Annotated in this window: 24 protein-coding genes; 15 read left to right on the top strand and 9 right to left on the bottom strand. The window is 72.3% G+C overall.

Annotated features, from left to right (window positions below; all coding sequences use genetic code 11):
• Positions 1–133 precede the first annotated feature (133 nt).
• From LH62_RS17495 to LH62_RS17475, 5 genes are read left to right on the top strand one after another with little or no spacing between them, the layout of a single operon-like run.
• On the top strand, positions 134–1,327 hold the full coding sequence (locus tag LH62_RS17495) for a DegT/DnrJ/EryC1/StrS family aminotransferase (protein WP_082012632.1): 1,194 nt from the start codon (positions 134–136) through the stop codon (positions 1,325–1,327).
• Complete coding sequence (locus LH62_RS17490) at positions 1,328–2,518, top strand: glycosyltransferase family 4 protein (protein ID WP_043363364.1); 1,191 nt, start codon at positions 1,328–1,330, stop codon at positions 2,516–2,518. It abuts the gene before it with no gap.
• Positions 2,518–3,594: a UDP-N-acetyl glucosamine 2-epimerase gene (locus LH62_RS17485; protein ID WP_043363363.1), complete on the top strand. Its 1,077-nt coding sequence runs from the start codon at positions 2,518–2,520 to the stop codon at positions 3,592–3,594. Before LH62_RS17490 ends, LH62_RS17485 begins: the two co-directional genes overlap by 1 nt.
• Positions 3,591–4,766, top strand: a complete 1,176-nt coding sequence (locus LH62_RS17480) for a glycosyltransferase (RefSeq protein WP_236552658.1) — start codon at positions 3,591–3,593, stop codon at positions 4,764–4,766. The genes LH62_RS17485 and LH62_RS17480 overlap by 4 nt, the downstream gene beginning before the upstream one ends.
• Before the next feature lie 7 nt (positions 4,767–4,773).
• Complete coding sequence (locus LH62_RS17475) at positions 4,774–6,735, top strand: nucleoside-diphosphate sugar epimerase/dehydratase (RefSeq protein WP_052214627.1); 1,962 nt, start codon at positions 4,774–4,776, stop codon at positions 6,733–6,735.
• Positions 6,736–6,764: 29 nt separating this feature from the next.
• Here the strand turns inward: LH62_RS17475 and LH62_RS17470 are convergent, their stop codons facing one another.
• From LH62_RS17470 to LH62_RS17460, 3 genes are all read right to left on the bottom strand, one after another.
• Positions 6,765–7,514, bottom strand: coding sequence for a carbonic anhydrase (locus tag LH62_RS17470; RefSeq protein ID WP_043363359.1), 750 nt, complete (start codon positions 7,512–7,514; stop codon positions 6,765–6,767).
• Positions 7,515–7,591: 77 nt separating this feature from the next.
• Positions 7,592–8,563 carry a Gfo/Idh/MocA family protein gene (locus LH62_RS17465; protein WP_043363358.1) on the bottom strand — a complete coding sequence of 324 codons (972 nt, stop codon included), beginning with the start codon at positions 8,561–8,563 and terminating at the stop codon, positions 7,592–7,594.
• A gap of 28 nt (positions 8,564–8,591) precedes the next feature.
• Positions 8,592–10,142, bottom strand: coding sequence for a DHA2 family efflux MFS transporter permease subunit (locus LH62_RS17460; RefSeq protein ID WP_236552570.1), 1,551 nt, complete (start codon positions 10,140–10,142; stop codon positions 8,592–8,594).
• 164 nt (positions 10,143–10,306) lie between these two features.
• Between LH62_RS17460 and LH62_RS17455 the strand changes: the two genes are divergently transcribed.
• Both LH62_RS17455 and LH62_RS17450 read left to right on the top strand, forming a co-directional pair.
• Positions 10,307–11,467, top strand: a complete 1,161-nt coding sequence (locus LH62_RS17455) for a DegT/DnrJ/EryC1/StrS aminotransferase family protein (RefSeq protein WP_043363357.1) — start codon at positions 10,307–10,309, stop codon at positions 11,465–11,467.
• Positions 11,468–11,548: 81 nt separating this feature from the next.
• Entirely contained in the window at positions 11,549–12,280 is a 732-nt protein-coding gene (locus LH62_RS17450) for a DUF1194 domain-containing protein (RefSeq protein WP_082012630.1), read from the top strand.
• Between the two features lie 134 nt (positions 12,281–12,414).
• On the opposite strand, the gene LH62_RS17445 is transcribed toward LH62_RS17450, so the two are convergent.
• Positions 12,415–12,837, bottom strand: coding sequence for a DUF3775 domain-containing protein (locus tag LH62_RS17445; protein ID WP_043363356.1), 423 nt, complete (start codon positions 12,835–12,837; stop codon positions 12,415–12,417).
• Between the two features lie 216 nt (positions 12,838–13,053).
• Here LH62_RS17445 and LH62_RS17440 point away from each other — a divergent pair, with 216 nt between their 5' ends.
• Genes LH62_RS17440 through LH62_RS30375 form a run of 3 tightly spaced genes read left to right on the top strand, consistent with a single transcriptional unit; the run spans position 13,054 to position 14,489 of the window.
• On the top strand, positions 13,054–13,401 hold the full coding sequence (locus LH62_RS17440) for a hypothetical protein (RefSeq protein ID WP_043363355.1): 348 nt from the start codon (positions 13,054–13,056) through the stop codon (positions 13,399–13,401).
• 25 nt (positions 13,402–13,426) lie between these two features.
• Positions 13,427–14,158: an aspartate/glutamate racemase family protein gene (locus LH62_RS17435; protein ID WP_043363354.1), complete on the top strand. Its 732-nt coding sequence runs from the start codon at positions 13,427–13,429 to the stop codon at positions 14,156–14,158.
• On the top strand, positions 14,142–14,489 hold the full coding sequence (locus LH62_RS30375) for a hypothetical protein (protein WP_144404517.1): 348 nt from the start codon (positions 14,142–14,144) through the stop codon (positions 14,487–14,489). Before LH62_RS17435 ends, LH62_RS30375 begins: the two co-directional genes overlap by 17 nt.
• Positions 14,490–14,506: 17 nt before the next feature.
• On the opposite strand, the gene LH62_RS17430 is transcribed toward LH62_RS30375, so the two are convergent.
• From LH62_RS17430 to LH62_RS17420, 3 genes are read right to left on the bottom strand one after another with little or no spacing between them, the layout of a single operon-like run.
• Positions 14,507–15,250 (bottom strand): FkbM family methyltransferase, encoded by a 744-nt coding sequence (locus tag LH62_RS17430; protein ID WP_043363352.1) that lies wholly within the window; start codon positions 15,248–15,250, stop codon positions 14,507–14,509.
• A complete protein-coding gene (locus LH62_RS17425; protein WP_043363350.1) occupies positions 15,247–15,915 on the bottom strand; it encodes a glutathione S-transferase in 669 nt (222 codons plus the stop codon). The genes LH62_RS17430 and LH62_RS17425 overlap by 4 nt, the downstream gene beginning before the upstream one ends.
• A gap of 3 nt (positions 15,916–15,918) precedes the next feature.
• Positions 15,919–16,398 (bottom strand): DUF29 domain-containing protein, encoded by a 480-nt coding sequence (locus tag LH62_RS17420; protein WP_043363349.1) that lies wholly within the window; start codon positions 16,396–16,398, stop codon positions 15,919–15,921.
• A gap of 58 nt (positions 16,399–16,456) precedes the next feature.
• Between LH62_RS17420 and LH62_RS17415 the strand changes: the two genes are divergently transcribed.
• The 4 genes from LH62_RS17415 to LH62_RS17400 all read left to right on the top strand — a co-directional run bounded on the left by LH62_RS17415 (position 16,457) and on the right by LH62_RS17400 (position 20,706).
• Positions 16,457–17,788: an aspartate aminotransferase family protein gene (locus LH62_RS17415; protein ID WP_043363347.1), complete on the top strand. Its 1,332-nt coding sequence runs from the start codon at positions 16,457–16,459 to the stop codon at positions 17,786–17,788.
• Positions 17,789–17,792: 4 nt separating this feature from the next.
• Positions 17,793–18,563 carry a response regulator gene (locus LH62_RS17410; RefSeq protein ID WP_043363346.1) on the top strand — a complete coding sequence of 257 codons (771 nt, stop codon included), beginning with the start codon at positions 17,793–17,795 and terminating at the stop codon, positions 18,561–18,563.
• A gap of 101 nt (positions 18,564–18,664) precedes the next feature.
• Entirely contained in the window at positions 18,665–19,681 is a 1,017-nt protein-coding gene (locus tag LH62_RS17405) for a GTP-binding protein (protein ID WP_052214626.1), read from the top strand.
• A complete protein-coding gene (locus tag LH62_RS17400) occupies positions 19,678–20,706 on the top strand; it encodes a WD40 repeat domain-containing protein (protein WP_043363345.1) in 1,029 nt (342 codons plus the stop codon). The genes LH62_RS17405 and LH62_RS17400 overlap by 4 nt, the downstream gene beginning before the upstream one ends.
• Before the next feature lie 15 nt (positions 20,707–20,721).
• On the opposite strand, the gene LH62_RS17395 is transcribed toward LH62_RS17400, so the two are convergent.
• Both LH62_RS17395 and LH62_RS17390 read right to left on the bottom strand, forming a co-directional pair.
• Positions 20,722–21,900: a mandelate racemase/muconate lactonizing enzyme family protein gene (locus tag LH62_RS17395; RefSeq protein WP_043363344.1), complete on the bottom strand. Its 1,179-nt coding sequence runs from the start codon at positions 21,898–21,900 to the stop codon at positions 20,722–20,724.
• Complete coding sequence (locus LH62_RS17390) at positions 21,900–23,072, bottom strand: CaiB/BaiF CoA-transferase family protein (RefSeq protein WP_043363342.1); 1,173 nt, start codon at positions 23,070–23,072, stop codon at positions 21,900–21,902. The genes LH62_RS17395 and LH62_RS17390 overlap by 1 nt, the downstream gene beginning before the upstream one ends.
• Positions 23,073–23,131: 59 nt before the next feature.
• On the opposite strand from LH62_RS17390, the gene LH62_RS17385 reads away from it, so the two are divergent.
• Positions 23,132–23,908, top strand: coding sequence for an enoyl-CoA hydratase (locus LH62_RS17385; protein ID WP_043363341.1), 777 nt, complete (start codon positions 23,132–23,134; stop codon positions 23,906–23,908).
• The last annotated feature ends 33 nt before the right edge of the window (positions 23,909–23,941 follow it).

Genomic DNA, 23,941 nt, shown 5'->3' with positions numbered 1-23,941 from the left:
GCGGACGGCCAAGCCAGGTACCTTTGGCGCGAAGCCTGACAGAACCTGCCAAACGGTGTCGCCCGACTCGCCGGGGTTGCGCCACGTCGTTCCGTTGTGCATATAGTTTGTTAACGCAACGAAAGTCCTGCCCATGCCGATCGTCGAGGCGGTGCAGCTCTCCCCACCGGTTCACCGCCTCAGGCCCCGCGCCGAGCCGGCCACGCCGATCCTGCTCTCGCCCCCGCATCTGACGGGCAGCGAACTGCCCGCCCTCGCCGCCACCCTGCAATCCGGCTGGGTGGCGCCCGCCGGGCCCGCGCCGGCCGCCTTCGAGGCAGCACTCGCCGAAGCCACCGGCCTGCCGCATGTGCTGGCGCTGGCCTCGGGCACAGCGGCGCTGCATCTCGGCTATCGCTGCCTCGGTCTCGGGCGGGGCGACGAGGTCTGGACCGCGACCCTCACCTATGTCGCCACCATCGCGCCCGCGGTGCAGATGGGCGCCCGCCCCCGCTTCCTCGATGTCTCGCCCGAAAGCTGGACCCTCGACCCCGACCTGCTGGAGCGCGAACTGGCACGGGCCGCCCGTGCCGGCCGCCTGCCCCGCGCCGTCGTCCCGGTGGACCTCTTCGGCCAAAGCTGCGACCTCGATGCCATCGGCGCCCTCTGCGGCCGCTGGGGCGTACCCGTGCTTTGTGACAGTGCGGAGGCCCTCGGCGCCACCTGCCGCGGCCGCCCGGCCGGCCAGGGCGCGCGGATGGCGGCCTTCAGCTTCAACGGCAACAAGATCGTCACGGCCGGCGGCGGCGGGGCGCTGGCCTCGGCCGATGCGGCGTTGATCGCCGAGGCGCGCGGCCTCGCCAACCAGGCGAAGCGCCCGGCGCCGCACTACGAGCATGAAACCACCGGCTACTCCTATGGCCTTTCCTCGGTCCTCGCCGCGCTCGGCCTGGCCGAGCTCGGCGCACTGGCGGACCGCGTCGCCGCCCGGCGCGCCATCTTCGAGCGCTACAGGACCGGCCTCGGCGACCTGCCCGGCATCGCCTTCATGCCCGAGCCGGCCTGGGGCCGCAGCACGCGCTGGCTGACCGCCGTGCTGCTCGACCCCGCCCTCGGCGCCCCGGGCCGCGAGGCGGCGCGCGAGGCACTGGCCGCCGCCGGCATCGAGAGCCGCCCGGTCTGGAAGCCGATGCACCTGCAGCCCGCCTTCCGCGGCGCCCCGCGCGCCGGCGGCAGCGTCGCCGCCGGCCTCTTCGAGCGAGGCCTCTGCCTCCCGTCCGGCAGCGCGATGACCGCCATCCAGCAGGACCGGGTGATCGGCGTCCTGCGCAACCTGTGGCGGCGCTGAGTGCGCATCCTCTACCTCCACCAGCATTTCTCGACGCCCGGCGGGGCCACGGCGACGCGCAGCTTCGCCATGGCCCGCGCCCTCGCCGCCCGCGGCCATGAGGTGACGCTCGCCTGCGGCAGCTACGAGGGCGCCGAGACCGGCCTCGCCGGTCCTTTCCGCCGCGGCCGGCGCGAGGGCTCGGTCGATGCCTTCCGCGTCGTGGAATTCGCCATCCCCTGCGGCAACCGCCAGGGCCTCGGCGAGCGGGCCGGTGCCTTCCTGCGCTATGCCGGGCGCGCCGCCGGGCTCGCGCTCTCCGGCCGCTTCGACCTGACGCTGGCCAGCTCGACGCCGCTGAGCGTCGCCCTCCCCGCCCTGCTCGCGCGGCGGCTGCGCGCCCTGCCCTTCATCTTCGAGATCCGCGACCCCTGGCCCGAGCTGCCGCGGGCCATGGGCCTCGGTAGCCCCGGGCTCTGGTGGGCGATGGACCGGCTGGCCGATGCAGCCTGCCGCCAGGCGCGCGCCGTCATCGCCCTTTCCGAGGGCATGGCCGAGACCGCCCACGCCCATGGCGCCCGCCTGGTCGAGGTGTTGCCGAATGGCTGCGACCTCCACCTCTTCGGCCCCCATGTGCCGCCCTGGCGGCCGGACTGCATCCCAGCCGATGCCGTGCTCGCCACTTATGCGGGCGCGCACGGGCCGGCCAATGGCCTGCATCAGCTGATCGAGGCTGCCGCCCGGATGCGGGACCCGCGCCTCCATCTGCTGCTGGTCGGCGAGGGCGCGGAGAAGCGCCGCCTCCAGGCCCAAGCCGCCGGGCTTCGCAACCTGCATTTCCTCGACCCGCTGCCGAAGCCGCGCCTCGCCGGGCTGCTCGCCGGCAGCCAGATCGGCCTGCAATGCCTGGCACCGGTTTCTGCCTTCGCCGAATGGACCGCGCCGAACAAGCTGATGGACTACCTAGCGGCGGGGCTTCCGGTCGTCGCCAACAGCCCCGGCCGCGCCGCCCGCCTGCTGGAAGACGGGCCCTGCGGCCTCGTCGCCCCACCCGGCGATGCCCCCGGCCTGGCCGCCGCGCTGGATGCGCTCGCCGCCGACCCGGCCCGCCGCGCCGCGCTCGGCCGCGCCGCCCGCCGCCAGGCCGAGCAGCGCTGGGACCGACGCCTGCTCGCCGACCGCTTCTGCGCCCTGGTCGAGGCCGCCGCCTGATGGAACTCCACCTAGTTGCCGCCGCCCGGCCCAACCTGCCGAAGCTCGCCGCCCTCTGGCATGCCCTGGCCGAGGCGCGCCTGCCCCTCCGTCCCATCCTGCTCCATACCGGCCAGCACCATGCCCCGGCCCTGTTCGGCGACCACCTCGCCGCCCTCGGCCTGCCGGAGCCGGCGATCAGCCTCGGCATCGCCGGCGGCGGCCATGCCGCGCTCACCGGCCGGACCATGATGGCGGCGGAGGAGTGCTGGCAGGCCCGCCGCCCCGCCGCGGTGGTCGTGGCCGGCGATGTCGACGGCGCCCTCGCCGCGGCGCTCGCCGCCCGCAAGCTGGCCCTGCCGCTGCTCCACCTCGAAGCCGGCCTCCGCTGCGCCGATTCCGACATGCCGGAGGAGATCAACCGCCGCGCCATCGACGCCATCGCCACCCATCACTGGGCGCCGGACGAGGACAGCGCCGCCCGCCTCGGCGCCGAAGGGCACCGCGAGGTCCGCGCCGTCGGCAATGCGATGATCGACACGCTGCTGCGCCAACTCCCTGCTGCCCGCGCCCGGCCGCTGCCGTCCGGCCTCGCGCCGCGCGGCTACGGCGTCGTCACCCTGCACCGCGCCGCCAATGTCGATGACCGGGATGCCTTCGCCGCGTTGCTCGACGGCCTCGCCGCCGCCGCCCGGCTGCTGCCCCTTGCCTGGCCGATGCATCCCCGTGCCGCCGCCCGGCTCGCAACCCATGACCTTGCCCTGCCGCCCGGCATCGCGGTGCTGCCGCCGCTGGCCTATCCGGATTTCCTCGCCCTGCTTGCCGGCGCCCGGCTGGTCGCCACCGATAGCGGCGGGGTGCAGGAGGAGAGCGCCGCGCTCGACCTGCCCTGCCTCACCCTCCGCCCGAGCACCGAGCGGCCGGTGACGCTGGAGGCTGGCTCCAGCCGCTTGGTCGCCGCCGCCGGCCTCCCCGATGCGGTCGCCGCGGTGCTGGCCGGCACCTGGCCCCGCGCCCGGCCCATCCCCCTCTGGGACGGCCAGGCCGGCGCCCGCATGGCCGCCCATCTCGCCGAGCAGCCCTGGTGCGCCGCATGATCCTGATGCTCTCCGCCGCCCACCCGCCGGACGATATCCGCGTGGTCCGCAAGGAAGCGGCGGCGCTGGCCGCGGCCGGCTGGCCGGTCCGCCACCTCGCCCCCGGCCCGGCAGATGCGCCCGACCGCATCGCCGGCGTCGCCATCGAAACCTATCGCCGCCCCCCCGGCTGGCGCGGGCGCCTGCTCAACCTGCCGCGGCTCGCCCGCCGCGCGGCGTCGAGCGGCGCCCGCATCCTGCATGCCAGCGAGCCGGATGCCTGGCTCGCCGCGATCTGGGCCGCGCGCCGCAGCGGCGCCCGGGTCGTGCTCGACGTGCATGAGCACTACCCCTCCCGCCTCGATTCCCGCCTCCCCCACCCCCTCCGACCGCTCGCCCGCTCCCTGCTTCGCCTCGGCTGCCGCCTCGCCGGCGGGGCCGCCGATGCGGTGGTGGTGGCGAAGGACGGGCTCGCCGGGGATTTCGCCGCTCCCGGCCGCACCATCCCCGTCCGCAACTACGCCCTTCCCGTCACCCTCGCCCCCCGCGAGCACCGGCCCGGCCCCCTCACCCTCGTCCATGCCGGGGCGATGACGCGGAGCCGCGGCTGGCCACAGCTTCTTGCCGCCCTCGCCCTGCTGCCGCCCGACACGCGCCTTCGCCTCATCGGCCGCTTCACCGACGGGTCGGAAGCGCAATTCCGGGCCGAGGCCGCCCGGCTCGGCCTCGCCCCCCGAATCGATTGCACCGGCTGGCGCCCGCATGCCGAGGCGCTTGCCCTGATGGCCGAGGCCGATATCGCCCTCGTCCTGTTCCAGCCGGGCGAGACCAACCACCAGCTGGCGCTGCCGCACAAATTATTCGATGCGATGCTGGCCGGGCTGCCAGTCATTGCCCCGGCCTTCGCCACCGAAGTGGCTGGCATCATCCGCGATGCCCAATGCGGATGGCTGGTCGAGACTGCCGACCCGCTCGCGATCGCCGCAGCCGTCCGCGACCTCGGCTGCCCGGCGCGGCGGGCCCGCCTCGGCGCCGCCGGACGGCTCGCCGCCAGCACCCGCTATGCCTGGTCCGCCGAGGCCGAGCGGCTCGTTGCCCTTTACCGGACGCTGGCCGGGCGGCTGCCCGAGGCTGCCGTTCACGCCGCCGCTCTCCCAAGCGTCGATAGCCAAGCGGCGCCCGGCAGCCTATAGCGGCGCCATGGCCCGCCGCGCGCCGCACCGAATCCTGCTGAACCTGCTGCTCGACAGCCTGATCGCCGCTCTCGCCCTGCCGGCGGCGATGCTGTTGGCCGCGCCCGGCGCCTGGCCGCCAGAATCGGCCGCCCTGGCGTGGTGGCTGCTCGCCCTGCCCGGCGCAGCCCTGGCGCTGCTCGCCGCCGGCCTGCCGGTGCGGCTGCCGCAGCAATACTGGCGCTATGCCGGCCTGCCCGACCTCATCGGCATCGTCGTCGCCGCGGCGCTCGGGGCGATGCTCTTCTCGGGCGGGTTGCACATGCTGGGTGGCTGGGTGCCGCCGAATCCCGCCTTCCCGGCGATCCACGCCCTCACCCTGGGCCTCCTGCTTGGGGCCCCGCGCGTCGCCGGGCGGCTGCACCATGGCCGGCGCGGGCATGAGGGCGTCGGCACCGCCCAGCCGGTGCTGCTGGTGGGCGCGGGCGACGGCGCCAACCTCTTCATTCGCGGCCTCGCCCAGGAGCGCAGCCCGAGCTACCGCGTCGTCGGCATCCTTTCCATGCGCTCCCGCCAGGCCGGGCGGCGCATCCAGGGCCATCCCATCCTCGGCACGGCCGACGAGATCCCGGCCGTGCTCGACCGGATGCGGGACGAGAACCGCCTGCCGGCGCTGATCGTGCTGACCACCTCCCATGTCCAGGGCCTTGCGCTCGAGCGGCTGCTCGATGCCGCGGACCGCCATGGCGTCCCGGTGCGCCGGGCCCCTTCCATCACCAGCCTCGACCCGGCGGCCCGGCGGATGGAGGACCCGTTGCAGGCGAAGGAGGCGGCGCCCATCCAGCTCCGCCCCGTGCTGATCGAGGACCTGCTCGACCGGCCGCAGGTGCCGCTCGACCGCGAGGGCATGGCCCGGCTGATCCAGGGCCGCCGCGTCCTCGTCACCGGCGCCGGCGGCACCATCGGCGGCGAGCTGGCCCGGCAGGTGGCCGCGCTCGGCCCGGCCCAACTCACCCTGCTCGACCACGGCGAGTTCGCCCTCTACGAGATCGACCTGGAGCTCCGCGAGCGCAATCCGGACGTGCCCCGTCGCCCCGTGCTGGCCGATATCCGCGACGAGCCGCGCATGCGCCGGCTGATGGAGGAGCTTCGGCCGGAGCTCGTCTTCCACGCCGCCGCGCTCAAGCATGTCCCGATGGTGGAGAACGACCCGCTGGAGGGCCTGCAGACCAATGCTCTCGGCACGCGCATCGTCGCCGATGCCGCGCGCGCGGTCGGGTGCAAGGCGATGGTCTTCATCTCCACCGACAAGGCGGTGAACCCGACCAGCGTGATGGGCGCCAGCAAGCGCCTCGCCGAGATGTACTGCCAGGCGCTGGAGCGCGAGGCGCGCGCACAGGGCGGCATGCGCTGCGTCACCGTCCGCTTCGGCAACGTGCTCGGCTCGACCGGCTCCGTCGTGCCGCTGTTCCGCCGCCAGCTGGAGCGGGGCGGGCCGCTGACCGTGACGCATCCCGACATGCGACGCTATTTCATGACGGTGCGCGAGGCGGTCGGCCTCGTCCTCCAGGCCAGCGTCATCGGCGCCGAGGACCGCGAGGACCAGCCGAAGGAGCTGGCCGAGGGCGGCATCTTCGTCCTCGACATGGGCAAGCCGGTGAAGATCGTGGACCTCGCCCGCCGCATGATCCGCCTCGCCGGCCTCAGGCCGGAGGAAGATGTGGACATCCGTTTCACCGGCCTCCGACCGGGCGAGAAGCTCTATGAGGAGCTGTTCCACGGCCAGGAGCCGCCGCGCCCGACCGAATTCCGCGGCCTGCTGATGGCGACGCCCCGCACGGCCGATCCGGCGCTCGTCGGCCGCGCAATCGACGAGATCGCCGCCAGCAGCCGTGCCGGCAATACCCGGGCGGCACTGGCGCAGCTGGGGCGGCTGGTGCCCGAATTCACCCACAACGCCGACGGGGAGGAGGCGCGGAAGGCGCAGTAGCCAGTACGGCGCCGACCTTCTCGCCGGGCTCAGGCCTCCTCGAACCAGTCCACATCCCCATCGTCCAGATCGTAGCGGGCAGCGACAATCTTCAGCCGGCCCTCGCGCAGCTGCTGCTGCACCACCGGGCTTTGCGTCTTCAGCCGCGTCGCCACGCGCTTGGCATTCGCCACCACCGCATCGTTCAGATCCACCTCGCCGGACGGACGACGGGCGGCGAGCACGGCGGGGATGATCGGCTGGATCATCTCGCCGATCACGCCGGGGAAGGTCGCGTTCCGCTGAACCACGTCCACCGCCGCGGCCACGGCGCCGCAGGCTTCGTGTCCGAGCACCACGATCAGCGGGCAGCCGAGCACGCCTACGCCGTATTCGATGCTGCCGAGGGCCGTGGTGTCGACCGTGTTGCCGGCGTTGCGGACGATGAACAATTCCCCAAGGCCGCGGCCGAACAGCAATTCGGGCGGCACCCGGCTGTCGGAGCAGCCGACGAGCACACAGAAGGGCGCCTGGCCGCGCGCCAGCTCTACCCGCCGCTCCCGGCCCTGGACGCTGCGGAAGGGCGCTTCGGTCCGGAACTGGTCGTTGCCGGACTTCAGCAGGCGGAGGGCGGCGTCCGGGGTGAGGTCCGTCTTCGGCACCGGGTCCGCCGCCTGCGCGGGGCCGGGCCTGAGAACCAGGCTGGCCAGCAGGGCGCCGCCAGCCAGAACGGCGCGGCGCCCTGAGGCAGCGGGACGATGGATCAGGCCGCCGCAGCAGCCGCAGGTATCATGGGGCATGGCATTTCCTCCGGACCTCACGGGCTGTCCGTGGGAACGCGCGAGCTCCCTGTTCGGCCAAGGCGGATGCTGCGCGCTCAGGCACGGAGACCGGCCGCCAGGATCGCCTCCACCACCTCCTGCACGTCCAGCGCCTCGCACAACGTCGCCAGGTGATGCGCCTCACCCCGTGTCATCGCCGCGACGCCCGCGAGCTGGTCCCGCAGCACCAGCGGCCGCATCCGCTCGTTCGGCAGCGCGTCCGGCGCCTGCGCCCATTCGCCACCCGCCCCGCGCCGCTCGGCGAAGGACCAGTCGCGCAGCCGGATCGCATCGTTCAGTGTCCAGACGTTGTGGTCGTCCTTCGCCGTGGTGCCGACGCCACCGGTGAGCCGCACCGGCACCCCGCCGGCCCGCAGCGCTGCGCGGATCGCCGTCTCCGCCCCGTCGCCCGGCGGGAAGTCGACTGCGGCCTCCTCCAGCGCCAGCGGCCCGAGCTGCCGCCGGGTGAGGAAAAGGAAGTGGGAGACCACCTCCCGCGTGAAGCCGCCTTCCGCCCGCCGCGCGAGCCAGCCCGCCGCCTCGCTCTGCCAGCCGCGTGGCCAGCGGGCGAAGCCGACCTCGATCTCCAGCGCCTCTGGCCGCAGCCCGTCGCGCCAGGCCGAGAGTTGCCGCACCGCCGGTGAGGAGGCCATCGGGAAATTCACCGCCGCCCGCGCGTGTCCCGCCTCCGCCCGCGCGACGAAGGCCCGCGCCTCGGCCAGGTCCGTCGCCAGCGGCTTCTCGAGGAAGACCGCCCGCCCCGCCGCCAGCGCCGCCTCGGCCAGCGGGATATGCGCAGCCGGCGGCGCGGCGATGTAGAGGCAGTCACAGGCCGCGATCACCGCCTCGGCCGAGCCGAGCATCGGCACCCCGCCCGGCACCGCGGCCAGCCGCCCCCGCGCGGCCTCCGACGGGTCCCAGACCCCGACGGGCCGCACGCTCTCCGCCGCATGGTCGAGCGCCGCACGCAGCAGCCGCTCCCCCATGATGCCGAAGCCGATGATGCCGAGGGCGATGGGGGCGGGCATGGGGATGATCCTGTCTGGAGGCGTCGCCTCAATCCGCATCGTCGAGGCTGTTGCGCAGCGTCAGCTCCGGCAGGCCGAGGACGAGCAGGAAGGCCGCCGTCATCACCACGCCGCTGAGCAGGAAGCAACCCGTCAGCGCCGAGCGATAGGCGGCCCCGACCGCCGCCTGCTGAACGGGGCTCATCCCCGCCATCGCCTCGATCCCGTGCTGGGTCAGCCGGCCGAGGTCGAGCCCCCCGCCCGCCCCGGCCAGCGCCGCCGAGAGCCGCGAGGCCATGATCGTCCCCGAGGCCGCCACCCCGACCGCCCCGCCGAGCGAGCGGACGAAGGCCATCGCCCCCGTCGCCGCGCCGAGCTCACGGTGCGCAACGGCATTCTGCACCGCCGTCGTCAAGTTGGGCATGCCCATCCCCATGCCGAGTCCAAGCGCGCCCATGGAGACGAGGAAAGCCGCCGGCCCCGCCGCGATCCAGGCGAAGAGGGCGAGGCTCGCCAGCGCCGCCGCCTCCAGCGCGAGCGCGGCCAGCAGGAAGGGCTTGTTCCGCCCGAGCCGCGAGACGATCCGCCCGCCGATCACCGAGCTGAGCAGCATGCCGACCACCTGCGGCAGCATCATCATTCCGGCGACGGCTGGGCTCATCCCGAGGACGAGCTGGAAGTAGAGCGGCAGGAAGACGGTGGAGCCGAGCATGGCGAAGGTCATCATCCCGCCCACCGCCACGCCGCGGGCGAAGACGGCGTTGCGGAACAGGGCGAGGCGGATCAGCGGCTCCGGCGCCCTGAGCTCCCACCAGAGGAAGAGGCCGATCAGCGCCACCGTCCCGAGCGCCAGCGCCAGGCTGTCGAGGGATTCCCAGGGGAACTCCGTCCCACCCCCGGCCAGCAGCAGCAGGAGCGCGGCTGTCGCCCCGGCCAGCAGCGCCGCGCCCGGATAGTCGATCCGCCGCGCCGGCCCCGGCGGCGCCCGCCGAAGGCCGATGGCGATCATCACCATCGCCAGCAGCCCGATCGGCAGGTTCACGTAGAAGACCCAGCGCCAGGACAGCGCCGAGGTGATCACGCCGCCCAGCAGCGGCCCGGCGACGCTGGAGAGGGCGAAGGTCCCGGTGAAGAGCCCCTGGTAGCGCGGCCTTTGCCGGGGCGAGACCACATCGCCGATCACCGCCTGGGCCAGCACCAGCAGCCCGCCCGCCCCGAGCCCCTGCAAGGCGCGGAAGCCGATCAGCTGCCCCATCGACTGCGCCGCCCCGCAAAGCAGCGATCCGGCGAGGAAGAGCGAGATCGCGACGAAGAACAGTCGCCGTCTGCCATAAAGGTCGGAGAGCTTGCCGTAGAGCGGCGTCGTCGTGGTCGAGGTCAGCATGAAGGCCGTGACCACCCAGGAGAGATGCGCCATGCCCCCGAGCTCGCCCACCATGCGCGGCAGGGCGGTGTTGACGATGTTCTGGTCGAGCGCCGCCAGCATCATCGCCAGCAGCGCCCCGGCGAGGACGACGCGCAGGCGCGCCGCCGGACGTGGTACGGCGGCCTCGGGCACGGGTTCACCCATGGCGGCATCGGTGCGGGTTCGGCTGCTCACGCGCTCTCCTCGGCCCGGGCGGGCTTCCCGGGCATGGTCCGGCCTCGCCGGTCGCGGCCCTGCTGCTACGCCGGGCAGGACCAGAACCCACGCCCCCGGGCGATGTTGCGCTTCGATACGCGCCTTGATTTGTCCCGCCCGCCCGGCCGGTCTAATCCCCCGCCATGAGCACAGCCGCACCCCGCCCCATCGCCTTCTTCGACATGAAGGCCCAGCAGGCGCTGATCCGGGCCGAAATCGATGCCGGCATAGCCCGCATCCTCGACCACGGCCGCTTCATCCAGGGCCCCGAGGTGGACCAGATCGAGGCCGGGCTCGCCGCCTTCTCCGGCGCGAAGCATGCGGTCGGCGTTTCCTCCGGCACGGACGCCCTGCAGATCGCCATGATGGCCGAGGGCATCGGGCCGGGCGATGCCGTCTTCCTCCCCGCCTTCACCTACACGGCGACGGCCGAGGTGCCGCTGGTGCTCGGCGCCACGCCGGTCTTCGTCGATGTCGAGGAGGGCAGCTTCAACATCGACCTCGCCGACCTGGAGCGCCGCCTCGCCCTGGTACAGAAGGAGGGCCGCCTCCGCCCCCGCGCCGTGGTCGGCGTCGACCTCTACGGCCTGCCGGCCGATTGGCCCGCGATCGAGGCGCTCTGCGCACGGCACGGCATGTTCGCCCTCGACGATGCCGCCCAGGCCTTCGGTGGCGCGCTCGGCGACCGCCGCCTCGGCACCCATGCCGATGCCGCGGCGCTCAGCTTCTACCCGACCAAGACCCTTGGTTGTTACGGTGATGGCGGCGCCATCCTCACCAACGATGCCGGGCGGGCGGAGCTCTACCGCTCGCTCCGCACCCATGGCGAGGGCAAGACCCGCTACGAGGTGCAGCGCACCGGCATGAACGGGCGGCTCGACTCCATCCAGGCCGCCATCCTGCTGGCCAAGCTCCCGCTGCTGGAGGACGAGCTGAAGGCCCGCGCCCGTGCCGCCGCCTGGTACGAGGCGCATTTCGCCGGCCGGGTCCAGACACCGCGGGTGCCGGCGGGCGCCAGCAGCGCCTGGGGCATCTACACCGTGGTCCTGCCCGATGCAGCCGCCCGTGGCCGCGTGCAGGACAGCATGAAGGCGGCCGGCATCCCCTCGGCCATCTACTACCCGAAGCCGCTGCATCATCAGCCGGCCTATGCCGGGGCCCATGCGGAGGGCATCGCAGGCGGCGTGCCGCCGCTGCCGGTCAGCGAGCGCCTTTGCGATCAGGTGCTCTCGCTGCCCATGCATCCCTACCTCGCCGAAGAGGATGTCGCCCGCGTCGCCGCCGCGGTGATCGCCGGGCTGTAATCATTTCCTTGGCGGTTCGTGCTTGAACCGTTGACCGCGGCCGCGCTTCCATGACGGTCCAGCGTCAAGGAGGCGACGGTCGTGCCGTGCTCCACCCCCCCTCGGCTCGGCCGCCGTGCCCTGCTGGCCGCGGCTGCGCTCACTCCCCGTCTCGCCCGCGCCGAGGGCGACCCGGTGGACGTGCTGCTGGTCCTGGCCGTCGACGTTTCCCGCTCGGTTGATGAGGACGAGGCCCGGCTCCAGCGCGAGGGCTACCGCAACGCCGTCTCCGACCCGGTGGTGGTGGAGGCGATCCGCGGTGGCATGATGGGCGCCATCGGCCTCGCCTATGTCGAATGGGCCGGCGCCGAGTATCAGCGCCTGGTGCTGCCCTGGGCCCGGATCGCCGGCGCCGGCGATGCCCAGGGCTGGTCCGAGCGCCTGGCCGAGGCGCCGCGCGCCTCGCTGTCCTGGACCTCGATCTCCGGCGCGCTCGACTTCTCGCTCAAGGTGCTGAACGACGCCCCCTTCGAGGCGACGCGCCGAGTGATCGACGTCTCCGGCGATGGGGTGAACAACAGCGGCGGCCCGGTGGAACTGGCCCGCGACCGGGTGGTGGCCGAGGGCATCACCATCAACGGCCTACCCATCGTGAACGACCGCCCGACCTTCGGGCGCATGCCGCCGGTGCCGCTCGACGAGTATTACCGAGAGAATGTCATCGGCGGCCCGGGCGCCTTCGTTGTCGTCGCCGAGGATTTTCAAAGCTTCGGCAATGCGGTGAAGCGGAAGCTGATCCGCGAGATCGCCGCCCTGCCCCGCACGCCGGCCTGACCGGCGTGTTGTCCTCCCCGCAGGGATCCGTCGCAACCGGAGGGTGGCCCGCCGTCACCACGGCGACCTCGCTCGCCGATTGCGGCTCTGGCCCTGCCCTGCCGCCGTAACTCCCAGGCGAGGCCGGCCGGCCTTTACCGTTCGACATCCTCGATGGAGAGGCCGAAGGCCGCGACACCCTCGGCGAGCAGGTCGCCCAGCATGTCCATCTGGAGAAGGTAGGCGCCCGCGGCCATCTGCTCGTTCCGCTCAATGGCGAGGCGTACCGCTTCTTCCCAGTCCTCCGGACCGTAATCGCCGCGTCCGACCCAGGCCAGGGCGATCAGCGCCGCCTGCTCGTCCTGGTTCAGCCCGTCGATGAAGGCGGTGAGCGTCTCCTCGGTCATGTCGTCCGGGTCTTCCTGCAGCAGCGCCGCCTCGCTGTCGTCATCCTCCGACAGCTGCTCCGGGTCGGCTTCCTCGGTGCCCTGCAGGGCCCGCGCGTGGTCCACCACCGTGGCCACGGTTTCCAGGCTGATGCCCAGATCGACCTCGTCATCGTCAGTCGGTGGTGCCATCGCCCATCGGTCCCCTTGCCGCCGTCCCGGCCGACATGGCCGCGACGGACCCGATAAGAGCCGGGACCGGCATCGGTTCCCTGGCCAATTATGATCGGACTACACCGACACGGGATGGAACAGGCGAGAGATATCGACGTTCCGGGGATATGGCCGCTGTCGTTGAGACGCGCCAGCAATGGGAGCCCCCAACCCATGGATCTTAAACGCCTTGCTATGCTGCGAAAGGCCCTCCCCCTGGCCATTCTCGCCGCCGGTTTCGCCCTCCCCAGCGCCGGCATCGCCGCGCCGCCGGAGATTGCTGCGCCTTCCCTGGTCTCGCCGGGCCTCGGCTGCGGCGCCGCGCCGGGTTCGACGGCCCTGCTTGGCCGCGTGGCGGCGCAGCGGCACCGCCAGCACCCCCCGCGGCGGCAGCGGCGCCATCAGGCCGAGGCGGCCCCGGCGCCGGAAGCGGAGCCTGCGGCCGGCCTCGCCCATGCCTTCTACACCTGCGCTGCGATGCCGTTGACTGCCATGCCGGTCGGCACCGGCTGGCTTGCCGTGGGGCCGGTGCGTCGTAGCTGAGGGGAATGCGGGTTATGCTCCCGGCATGACTCGGATCCTGATCGTCAACAGCAACACAACCGAAAGCGTCACGGAACGGATTGCCAAGGCGGCCCGGGCGGTGGCGCCGCCCGACACCGCGATCGAAGCCGTCTCCGCCCCGTTCGGTCTGCCGCTCATCGTCACGCGGGCGGACTGGCTTGTGGCCGGCCCGGCGACCCTCGCCGCACTGGCCGCCCGCCGGGGGCAGTATGACGCGGCGATCATCGCCTGCTTCGGCGATCCCGGCCTCGACGCGGCGAAGGAACTGCTCGATGTCCCCGTCATCGGCATCTCCGAGGCTGCCTTCCACGCCGCCGCCATGCTCGGCCGCCGCTTCGGCGTGGTGAGCTTCACCGGCGCCCTTCGCCCAATGTTCGAGGATTGCTTGGACCATAACGGCCTCCGCAGCCGTTGCTGCGGCTTCCGCATGGGCCCGCCATTCGCCGGCGATCCCGGCCGCGTGGCGGAGGAGCGCCGCGACCTCCTCCTCGACCTCTGCCGCCAGGCGGTGGAGCAGGACGGCGCCGAGGTGGTGATCCTCGCCGGCGGGCCACTGGCCGGACTCGCCCCCGTGCTGCAGCCGCATGTGCCGGTGCCGCTGGTCGACGGCACCCAGGCTGCGACGCGCCTCGCCATGGCGCTGGCCGGGCTGGCGCCCCTCGACGGCAGGCGTCGCGCGCGGGCGCTCACCGGCTATGACGCCGTGCTCACCTGGCTTTATGGCAGCGGGGCATGATGGTGCTCCGCCTCCCGCTCCGCCGGGGGAGCGGCACACCCTGCGCGACGCAGCGGCCTGTTTCTCGGTCATCATTCCGCTGACCGTCATCGCGCTGGATCTGCCGAACTTCACCGCCTCGACCAGCGACGGCTCGTTGAGCCCGTACCAGGCCGACTTCTTCCCGCTGGTCGCCCTGGTGCTCTACCGAATCGTCATCGCGCGGCTGCTGGCGGACATCCGCCCATCGGCATCCTGCCAAAAAGCGTCGCCAAGCTGCTCGACCACGGCATCGCCGTGCCGGCGCTGGGCGGCGTGGTGGTCGCCACGACGGTGGGCACCGTATGGCTGACGCCCTCCGCCGTATCCTCAACCCATGAGGCGCGCGGGCTCCAGGCTGGCATAAACATCGCCGCTGTTCGCCTCGGCCGGCAGTCCGCGCAGCCAGTCACCCATCGGCCCCACGGCGATGGGCGCCGCATGGCCGAAGCGCATGCTTTCGCCGAGGCAGGCGTTGAACCGCCGGTAGCCGAGCGCCGCCAGCCGCGCGAGGCAGTCCAGCGCCACCCCGCGCTGGATGGTGGTGAATTCGAAGGAGAGGCTGCGCGGCGCGGTGGAGAGCCCCGCCAGCGCTGCTGCCTCATAGCCCTCGACATCGATCTTGACGAAATCCGGCCGCCCATGTGCGGTGATGAGCGCATCGAGAGTCGTCACCGGCAGCGTGAGCGCCGCATCCCAGCGCTGCCCCTCCCAGCCCGGCGCGCCATCGGCGGCGGCGATGAACTCCTCGCTCGCCGTGGCGACGGTCGGGTTGGCGCGGTTGAGCCGCAGCACCGCCTCGCCCGCCTCGGCGCCCACCAGCGCCGCGACGCGGATGACGCCCGCATCCCGCCCGAAGAGCCGCCGCAGCAGCCGGGCGAGGCGCGGCTGCGGCTCCACCGCCACGGCCCGCGCGCCGATGCGCCGGAAGCTCGCCACCCGGTCGCCGACATGGGCGCCGATATCGAAGCCAAGCTCGCCCGCCTTCAGGAAGCGCCGGTGGAACTCATCGAGCGCCGCCGCCCGCCCCGGCGCGTAATAGGTCCTGAGGCTCCGCCCGATGGGCGAGGTCACGGGTGCGGCGCGTGCGGCGGGTTCTCGTACTTGTCGAGCCGCCAGGCCTCCGGCTCGGCTGCCGCCTCCGCATACCAGCGCTCCATCAGCGGATGCGCCCGGACCGCCTCGACATAGTCCCAGGCCTCTGCCCGAAGCTCCGGCCGCCAGGTGATGAAGCGCGTCACCACCGGCGCATACATCGCATCCACCAGGCCGAAGCCCGCCCCGCCGAGGAAAGGCCCGCCCGACAGCGCCCGCGCCTCGCGCCAGACCGCCTCGATCCGCGCGATATCCGCCAGCGCCTCCGCCGTCCGCCCGCCGCCGGCGAAATCCCGCCCGAGATTCATCGGCATCGCCTGCCGCAACCCGCGGAAGCCGGCATGCATCTCGGCCGCGATGGCGCGAATATGCGCCCGTAGCACCCGGTCCTCCGGCCAGAGCCCCGGCGCCTGCTCGGCGCAGTACTCGGCGATGGCGATGCTTTCCCAAACCTTTGCCCCGCGGTGCTCCAGATAGGGGACGAGGCCGGTCGGCGTCGCCGCCTGGATCGCGGCCGAGGGCGCTGCCTCGAGGGCGATCACCACCTCCTCCACATCGAGCGCGGCGAGCTGCACGGCGAGCCAGCCGCGCAAGCTCCAGGAGGAATAGCGCTTGCTGCCGATGACGAGGCGGCCTTCTGGCATGGGTCAGTCCTTCGCGGTCAGGCGGGCGAGGAGCGCATCGATGGACAGCGCCTCGTCCAGCAATTCGTGGAGGGTGAAGGGGCAGGCCTCCGGCAGGCCGGGCAGCGGATGGCCGAGCTTTTCGGCGGCGGCGGCACAGGCCGTGCGCCAGGCGCCATCGAGCCGCGGCTCCAGCCCCTGCCGCATCGAGTGCCGGTAGGGGTCGACCGCGTCGTCGCGGAAGGTGACGATCTCGCCGCGCCAACTCCGGACCGCCTGATCGTCCGGCGCAAAGGCGACCAGCAGCATATGTTTCAGCATCTGAGGCAGATGGCTGCGGACCTTCGCAACTTGCTCGCCCCCTAAATCCTCCACCTCCTCGATCAGGTTGGGCAGGTCGAGCCCCTCCAGCAGGTTCGGCCGCGCCGCTGCCAGCCGGCGCAGCGCCGCCGCCTGTTCCTGGGTCCAGGTGAAGAAATCCCGGTCGTGCAGGCTGCCATCCATGGCTTCCGCTCCTCTCGCCCCGAGCCTAGCATAAGGAAGCCGTGCCGGAGCCCGCCTGATGAACGAGATCAACGTGCCGCGTCCCAACAATCTGGACGCCTACTGGATGCCCTTCTCGGACAACCGCTACTTCAAGTCCAACCCGCGCCTGCTCGCCCGGGCCGAGGGCATGTTTTACACGACGGCCGACGGGCAGGAGATCCTCGACGGCACCGCCGGGCTCTGGTGCTGCAATGCCGGCCACGGCCGCCGCGAGATCAAGGAGGCGATCCAGCAGCAGGCCGCCATCCTCGACTACGCGCCGACCTTCCAGCTCGGCCACCCCATCGCCTTCGAGGCCGCCGCCCGCATCGCGGAGCTGACGCCGGAGGGCATGGACCGCGTCTTCTTCACCAACAGCGGCTCGGAGAGCGCCGACACCGCGCTCAAGATCGCCCTCGCCTACCACAAGGCCCGCGGCGAGAGCAGCCGCGTGCGGCTGATCGGGCGCGAGCGCGGCTACCATGGCGTCGGCTTCGGCGGCATGTCGGTAGGCGGCATCGGCGGCAACCGCAAGCAGTTCGGCGCCCTGCTGCCCTATGTCGACCACCTGCCGCACACCCATGGCATCGAGGCCAACCTCTTCGCCCGCGGCCTGCCCGAGCACGGCGTGGAGCGGGCCGATGCGCTGGAGAACCTGGTCGCCCTGCACGGTGCCGAGACCATCGCCGCCGTAATGGTCGAGCCCGTCGCCGGCTCCACCGGCGTGCTGGTCCCGCCGCGGGGCTATCTCGAGCGGCTGCGCGCCATCTGCGACAAGCACGGCATCCTGCTGATCTTCGACGAGGTCATCACCGGCTTCGGCCGCATCGGCACCAATTTCGGCAGCGAGCGGCTCGGCGTGACGCCGGACATCATCACCATGGCGAAGGGCCTCACCAACGCCGCCGTGCCGATGGGCGCCGTCGCGGTGCGGAACGGCATCTACGACGCGGTGGTGGACGGCGCCGCAGCCGGGATCGAGCTTTTCCACGGCTATACCTATTCCGGCCACCCGCTAGCCGCCGCCGCTGCGATCGCCACGATGGAGCTGCACCGCGCCGAGGACCTGCCCGGCCGGGCCCGCACCATCGAGCCGCTCTGGCAGGAGGCGACGCACAGCCTGAAGGGCCTGCCGAACGTCACCGACATCCGCGACTTCGGGCTGATCTCGGGCATCGAGCTGGCGCCGCGCCCGGGCAAGCCCGGCGCCCGCGGCACCGCCGTCTTCCGCCGCTGCTTCGATGCGGGCGTGCTGGTGCGCGTCACCGGCGACATCGTCGCCCTCTCGCCGCCGCTCATCATCGAGAAGCCGCATGTCGAGCGGCTCTACGGCACGCTGGCGGATGCGATCCGCGCCGAGGCCGCCTGACGCCATGGCGGCCGGCCCCGGCTTCCCCGTCCTTTCCGCTGCGGTCCTGGTCGATTTCGGCCGGGCCCGCGCCGGGGACCCAAGGGTCCGGCCGCTCACCATCCTGCTCGCCGGCACCGCCGCAGCGGATACCGTCCAGCTCCGCGAGGGGCTGGAGGAGGCCGGACATCGCTGCCTCCTGGCCGCCGACTGGGCGGAGGCGATGGGGACCGTCAGCCGCATCCCGATCGACGTCATGGTGCAGGATCTGGCCTGCCCCGGCGCCCGCCGTTTCGATGCGGTGAAGCGCCTGCGCGGCTGGCCGCCGCCCATCTCCCGCCTTTTGGTGGTCGCCCTGGCCGGCGAGCGCGAGCCGCGGCTGGAAGCCGCCTGCCTCGAGGCCGGCTTCGACGCCATGATCTCGCGCCCGGTTCATGCCGAGGTGCTGGAGGCCGCCCTCCGCCGCCTGGTCGTTGCCCATAGCCCGGCCGAGCCGCTGGATGCCGCCCGCCGCGCCGCCCTGCTGGAGGAATTCGGCCCCGAGGCCCGACGCGCCCGCGACGAAGCCGCGCTGGACGCGGCCGCCGCCAGCATCGCCGATATCCGCAGCCTGCCTGCCCTGCCCGATGTCCAGGCCGCCGCGGCCCGGGCCGCGGAAGCCTTCACCTCGGTCGGCGCCATCACCGCCGCCGCCGCCGCCCGTGCCATCGAGGCGGAGCCGGACCGGCGCCCGGTGCTGCTGCAGCCCCTAGTTTCCGCCGCCGTCGCGGCCAAGATGGCGCTCCGCCGCGGCTGAGGGCGCACGGCCCCCCCTGGCGCACCGGCCCCCCTTTGCCCTCCGTGCCCGGCCGCCCCATATTCCCGGCCAAGACCCTTCCCTTTCCGCGGAGCCTTCCAATGAGCGACGCCTCACCCGTCCCCGTCACCGTGCTGACCGGCTATCTCGGCGCCGGCAAGACCACCCTGCTGAACCGCATCCTCAGCGAGAACCACGGGCGCAAATTCGCCGTGGTGATCAACGAGTTCGGCGAGCTCGGCGTGGACAACGACCTTGTCGTCGATACCGACGAGGAAGTCTTCGAGATGAACAACGGCTGCATCTGCTGCACCGTGCGCGGCGACCTGATCCGCATCATCAACGGCTTGATGAAGCGCCGCGGCAAGTTCGACGGCATCATCGTCGAGACCACCGGCCTCGCCAACCCGGCCCCCGTCGCCCAGACCTTTTTCGCCGATGAGGACGTCAAGCGCGCGACCCGGCTCGACGCCATCGTCACCGTGGTGGACGCCAAGCACCTGCCCGCCCGGCTCGACGACAGCCACGAGGCGGCCGAGCAGATCGCCTTCGCCGACATCGTCGTGCTCAACAAGATGGATCTGGTGACGCCGGAGGAGGCCGCCGAGGTCGAGCGCCGCATCCGCGCCATCAACCCCTATGCCGAGATCCGCCGCAGCACCAAGTCCGACGTGCCGATCGACAGCGTGATCGGCCGCGACGCCTTCAACCTTGCCCGCATCCTGGAGCGCGAGCCGGACTTCCTCTCGGGCGATGACGAGCACGAGCACGACTCCGCGGTGAACTCCGTCTCCTTCGAGGTCTCCCGCCCGATCGACCCGGAGCGGTTCAACGCCTGGATCACTCAGCTCCTCGCCCAGAAGGGCCAGGACCTGCTGCGCACCAAGGGCATCCTCTACTATGCCGGCGAGGACCGCCGCTTCGCCTTCCAGGCCGTCCACATGATCGCGGACGGCGATTACATCGGCCAGATCAAGGAGGGCGACCCGCGCCGTTCCAAGATCGTCTTCATCGGCCGCGACCTGAACCGTCCGGTGCTGCGCCGCGGCTTCGAGGCTTGCCAGGTCGAGGACGGCGCGAAGGCCGAGGCCGAGGTCGCGCGCTGGAGCCCGGTATGAGCGAGACCAATGACGCCGACTTCCTGCTCTCGGCTCGCGGCCGGTCGCAGGAGCTTGGTGCCTGGGTCGTCGGCCTCGCCTTCGACCGCAGCGGCGCCTGCGGCTTCGGCCTCGGCGACGGCACGCTGCGCATCGCCCCGCCCGGCGGCGCCGACTGGCTGACCGCCGAGGCGCATGACGGCGCCGTGCTCTCGCTCGTCGCCGATGCCAAGGACGGCTTCCTCACCGGCGGCGACGATGGCCGGCTGGTCCGCACCGATGCCGCCGGCACGGTCGCGGAGATCGCCGCGCTGGGTGCGATGAAGTGGGTGGAGCATGTCGCCGCGCATGAGAGCGGCCTGCGCGCCGCCTCGGTCGGCAAGCAGCTGCACCTCTTCGATGCCAAGGGCGACAAGCTGAAGGCACTGACGCACCCGACCTCCGTCGGCGGCATCGCCTTCGATGCCAAGGGCAAGCGCGTCGCCGCCAGCCACTACAATGGGGCGAGCCTCTGGTTCGTCGCGGCGAAGGAGGACAAGCCCCGCGTGCTGGAGTGGAAGGGCAGCCACGCCGCCATCGCCTTCAGCCCGGACGGCACGCATGTGGTGACGGCGATGCAGGAGAATGCGCTGCATGGCTGGCGCCTCGCCGACAGCCAGCACATGCGCATGTCCGGCTACCCGTCGAAGACGCGCTTCCTCAGCTTCACCGCGCGCGGCCGCTGGCTGGCGACGAGCGGCGCCGACAGCGTCGTCATCTGGCCTTTCTTCGGCGGCGGCCCGATGGGCAAGGCCCCGACCGAGCTGGCCGGCGGCGACGGCGTGCTGTGCAGCGCGGTCGCCTGCCACCCGCAGCATGAGGTCGTGGCCGCCGGCTTCGCCGACGGGCTCGTCCTCATCGCCGAGATCGCCTCGGGCAAGGTCGTGCCGGTGGCGCCCCCCGGCCGTGGCGGCATCTCCGCCCTCGGCTGGAATGCCAGCGGCTCGGTGCTCGCCTTCGGCACCGAGGAAGGCTTCGCCGGCGTCGTGGACCTGAGCCGGCGGTGACCGGGATGCGGGGGCTCAGAGCTCCCGCATCACCGCCCAGAGATTGGCCTTCGCCTCGAAGCCGATCCCCGGCACGTCCGGCATGCGGATGCGGCTTTCCTCGACCGGCGTGCTGTCGGCGAAACCCCCGAAGGGCGCGAAGACCTCCGGATAGCTCTCATTGCCACCGAGCCCGAGCCCGATGGCGATGTTCAGCGCGAATTGATGCCCACCATGCGGCACGCAGCGCCGCGCCGACCAGCCGTGCTCCTGCAGCATCGCCAGCGTCCGCAGGTACTCGACCAGCCCGTAGGCCAGCACCGGGTCGAATTGCAGCACGTCGCGGTCCGGCCTAAGGCCGCCATGGCGGATGAGGTTCCGGGCATCTTGCATGGAGAACAGGTTCTCGCCGGTCGCGATCGGCCCGCGGTAATGCTCGGCCAGCGTCGCATGCGTCGCGTAGTCGAGCGGGTCGAGCGGCTCCTCGTACCAGCGCAGACGATAGGGCTCGAGCGCCGCGCCATAGGCGAGCGCCGCATGCAGGCCGAAGCGCCCATTGACATCGACACAGAGACGCGCACCGTCGCCGCCGAGCAGCTTCAGCACCGCCTCGATGCGACCGATATCCTCCTTCAGCGCATCGCGCAGCGGCGTGCCCGGCGCGCCGCCGATCTTCATCTTCACCACGCTGTAGCCGAGGTCGAGATAGCGCTGCATCTCCTCGACCAACGCCGCCTCGCCCTTGCCCGGGTAGTAATAGCCGCCGGCCGCGTAGATCCAGGCGCTCTCATCCGCCTCGCCGCCCCGGTAGCGATCCGCCAGCAGCCGCCACAGTGGCACGCCGCGCAGCTTGGCGGCGGCGTCCCACAACGCCATGTCGAGCGTGCCGACGGCCACGCTGCGGTCGCCATGCCCGCCCGGCTTCTCGTTCCGCATCATCGCCGCCCAGGCGCCGGCCGGTTCCAGCCCGCCATCGGCATGGACGAGCGCCGCCTCCGGCGCCTCCAGCAGGCGGGGGATGAAGCGCTCCCGCAGCAGCCCCGGCTGGGCATAACGCCCATTGCTGTTGAAGCCGTAGCCGGTGGCGCGGCGCCCTTGCCCGTCTTCCACGGTGACGGCGACGACCGAGGCCGTCATCTTCGAGAAGTCGATATAGGCATTGGCGATGGCGCTGCTGATCGGCGCCACGGTCTCGCGGACGGAGGCGATGCGCATCAGACCGCTCCCTTCCCGCGCAGCGCCGCCAGCTCCGCCTCGCCGATGCCGAACTCCGCCAGCACCTCCGCCGTGTGCTCGCCCCGCTCCGGCGTCGGCCGCCGCGGCGGCTCCACGCCGCCGAGGTTCATCGGCGCCCTGACGAGCTTGAGCTCGCCGAGCGCCGGATGCTGCACGGCCCATTCGATGCCGAGATGCTTCACCTGCGGATCGGCGAAGACCTGGTCCATCGAATAGACCGGCCCGCTCGGCACGCCCGCCTTGTTCAGCCGCTCGATCCAGTTGGCGGAGGTGTCCTCCAGCAGCGGCTTCTGCAGCAGCGCATTGGTCTTGCCGCGATTGGCCGCGCGGGACTTGTCGGTGGCGAAGTCCGGGTCCTTCGCCCCCTCCTCGATGCCGAGCGTCTCGACGATGCGCCGCCACATCTCCTGCCCGCCGCCGGCTAGGTTGATCATGCCGTCCTTGGTGTGGAACAGCCCGGTCGGTACCGTCGTCGGATGGTCGTTGCCCGCCTGCTGCGGCACCTCCTGCCTCATCGTCCAGCGGGTCGCCTGGAAGTCCATCATGGCAACCATCGCCTCGAGCAGGCTGGTATGCACCCAGCGTCCCTTGCCGGTCTGCTCCCGCTCCAGCAACGCCACCATGATGCCGATCGCGGTATAGAGCCCCGCCGTCAGGTCGGCGACCGGTATGCCGACCCGCACCGGCCCCTGCCCCGGCAGGCCGGTCACGCTCATCAGCCCACCCATGCCCTGCGCGATCTGGTCGAAGCCCGGCCGCCGCGCATAGGGCCCGGTCTGCCCGAAGCCGCTGATCGAGCCCAGCACGATGCGCGGGTTGACCGCCGCCAGCGCCTCGTAGCCGATGCCGAGCCGGTCCTTCACGTCGGGCCGATAGTTCTCGACCACCACATCGGCCTTCTCGACCATGCGCTTGAACAGCGCCAGCCCGTCCGGATTCTTCAGGTTGATCGTGACACCGCGCTTGTTGCGATGAACATGCTGGAAGTCCGGCCCGTGCCGCTCCCCGCCCATGCCCTTGCCGGTGTCGATCTCGTCCGGCGCCTCGATCTTGATGACATTCGCCCCCCAGTCCGCAAGCTGCCGCACGCAGGTCGGGCCGGAACGGACGCGGGTAAGGTCGAGCACGGTGAAGCGCGCAAGCGGCAGCATGGTTGGAGGCTCCTCTCGATGCGGCTAGCCTTGCCCCGAACCCCCGGGGAGGCAAGTCCATGGATGAACTGCTCTACGAACGCCGCGACGGCATCGGCTTCGTCACGCTGAACAGGCCGCAGGCCCGCAACGCCCTCACCTTCCCGATGTACGAACGCCTGCGCGAAATCGCCCTCGGCGCCGCCGACGATGCCGATCTCAAGGCCATCGTCATCACCGGCGCCGGCGAGAAGGCCTTCGCCGCCGGCACCGACATCTCCCAGTTCAAGGAGTTCCGCACGCCCGAGGACGCCCTCGCCTATGAGGAACGCATCGACCGCGTCCTCGTCGCCCTCGAGGAATGCCCGAAGCCCACCATCGCCGCCATTGCCGGCGCCGCGACCGGCGGCGGCGCCGCCATCGCCGCCGTCTGCGACCTCCGCATCGCGGCCAGCAATGCCCGCATCGGCTTCCCCATCGCCAAGACGCTCGGCAACTGCCTGTCGATGGCGAATTACGGCCGCCTCGCCGCGCTGATCGGCCCGGCCCGCGTGCTCGACCTCATCTATACCGCCCGCCTCGTCGAGGCGGAGGAAGCACGCGCGATCGGCCTCGTCTCCGAGATTCTGCCCGACCACGCCGCCTTGCAGGTCCGCGCCGAAGCGCTCGCGCGCACCATCGCCGGCCATGCCCCGCTGACGCTTCGCGCCACCAAGGAGGCGATGCGCCGCCTTCGCCTCGCCGCCCGCCAGGTCGATGGCGACGATCTGGTGACCATGTGCTTCACCAGCCGCGACTTCCACGAGGGAGTCGAGAGCTTCCTCGCCCGCCGTCCCGCCGCCTGGAGCGGAACCTAAGCTTCGTATATCGCCACCGTGAAATGAACCGGG

It is taken from the genome of Belnapia sp. F-4-1 (assembly GCF_000802185.1).
Lineage (GTDB): Bacteria > Pseudomonadota > Alphaproteobacteria > Acetobacterales > Acetobacteraceae > Belnapia.
The sequence above is the reverse complement of the archived record's forward strand: the minus strand, read 5'-3'. Positions and strand labels throughout refer to the sequence as shown.

What these genes read in the sequence shown, in the direction of transcription:
- LH62_RS17475 (WP_052214627.1), top strand. Translation starts at nt 4,774, where the DNA reads ATGGCCCGCCGCGCGCCGCACCGAATCCTGCTGAACCTGCTGCTCGAC.
- LH62_RS17395 (WP_043363344.1), bottom strand. Translation starts at nt 21,900, where the DNA reads ATGCGCATCGCCTCCGTCCGCGAGACCGTGGCGCCGATCAGCAGCGCC.
- LH62_RS17495 (WP_082012632.1), top strand. Translation starts at nt 134, where the DNA reads ATGCCGATCGTCGAGGCGGTGCAGCTCTCCCCACCGGTTCACCGCCTC.
- LH62_RS17390 (WP_043363342.1), bottom strand. Translation starts at nt 23,072, where the DNA reads ATGCTGCCGCTTGCGCGCTTCACCGTGCTCGACCTTACCCGCGTCCGT.
- LH62_RS17485 (WP_043363363.1), top strand. Translation starts at nt 2,518, where the DNA reads ATGGAACTCCACCTAGTTGCCGCCGCCCGGCCCAACCTGCCGAAGCTC.
- LH62_RS17465 (WP_043363358.1), bottom strand. Translation starts at nt 8,563, where the DNA reads ATGCCCGCCCCCATCGCCCTCGGCATCATCGGCTTCGGCATCATGGGG.
- LH62_RS17400 (WP_043363345.1), top strand. Translation starts at nt 19,678, where the DNA reads ATGAGCGAGACCAATGACGCCGACTTCCTGCTCTCGGCTCGCGGCCGG.
- LH62_RS17480 (WP_236552658.1), top strand. Translation starts at nt 3,591, where the DNA reads ATGATCCTGATGCTCTCCGCCGCCCACCCGCCGGACGATATCCGCGTG.
- LH62_RS17445 (WP_043363356.1), bottom strand. Translation starts at nt 12,837, where the DNA reads ATGGCACCACCGACTGACGATGACGAGGTCGATCTGGGCATCAGCCTG.
- LH62_RS17440 (WP_043363355.1), top strand. Translation starts at nt 13,054, where the DNA reads ATGCTGCGAAAGGCCCTCCCCCTGGCCATTCTCGCCGCCGGTTTCGCC.
- LH62_RS17435 (WP_043363354.1), top strand. Translation starts at nt 13,427, where the DNA reads ATGACTCGGATCCTGATCGTCAACAGCAACACAACCGAAAGCGTCACG.
- LH62_RS17385 (WP_043363341.1), top strand. Translation starts at nt 23,132, where the DNA reads ATGGATGAACTGCTCTACGAACGCCGCGACGGCATCGGCTTCGTCACG.
- LH62_RS17455 (WP_043363357.1), top strand. Translation starts at nt 10,307, where the DNA reads ATGAGCACAGCCGCACCCCGCCCCATCGCCTTCTTCGACATGAAGGCC.
- LH62_RS17425 (WP_043363350.1), bottom strand. Translation starts at nt 15,915, where the DNA reads ATGCCAGAAGGCCGCCTCGTCATCGGCAGCAAGCGCTATTCCTCCTGG.
- LH62_RS17420 (WP_043363349.1), bottom strand. Translation starts at nt 16,398, where the DNA reads ATGGATGGCAGCCTGCACGACCGGGATTTCTTCACCTGGACCCAGGAA.
- LH62_RS17415 (WP_043363347.1), top strand. Translation starts at nt 16,457, where the DNA reads ATGAACGAGATCAACGTGCCGCGTCCCAACAATCTGGACGCCTACTGG.
- LH62_RS30375 (WP_144404517.1), top strand. Translation starts at nt 14,142, where the DNA reads ATGGCAGCGGGGCATGATGGTGCTCCGCCTCCCGCTCCGCCGGGGGAG.
- LH62_RS17405 (WP_052214626.1), top strand. Translation starts at nt 18,665, where the DNA reads ATGAGCGACGCCTCACCCGTCCCCGTCACCGTGCTGACCGGCTATCTC.
- LH62_RS17470 (WP_043363359.1), bottom strand. Translation starts at nt 7,514, where the DNA reads ATGCCCCATGATACCTGCGGCTGCTGCGGCGGCCTGATCCATCGTCCC.
- LH62_RS17410 (WP_043363346.1), top strand. Translation starts at nt 17,793, where the DNA reads ATGGCGGCCGGCCCCGGCTTCCCCGTCCTTTCCGCTGCGGTCCTGGTC.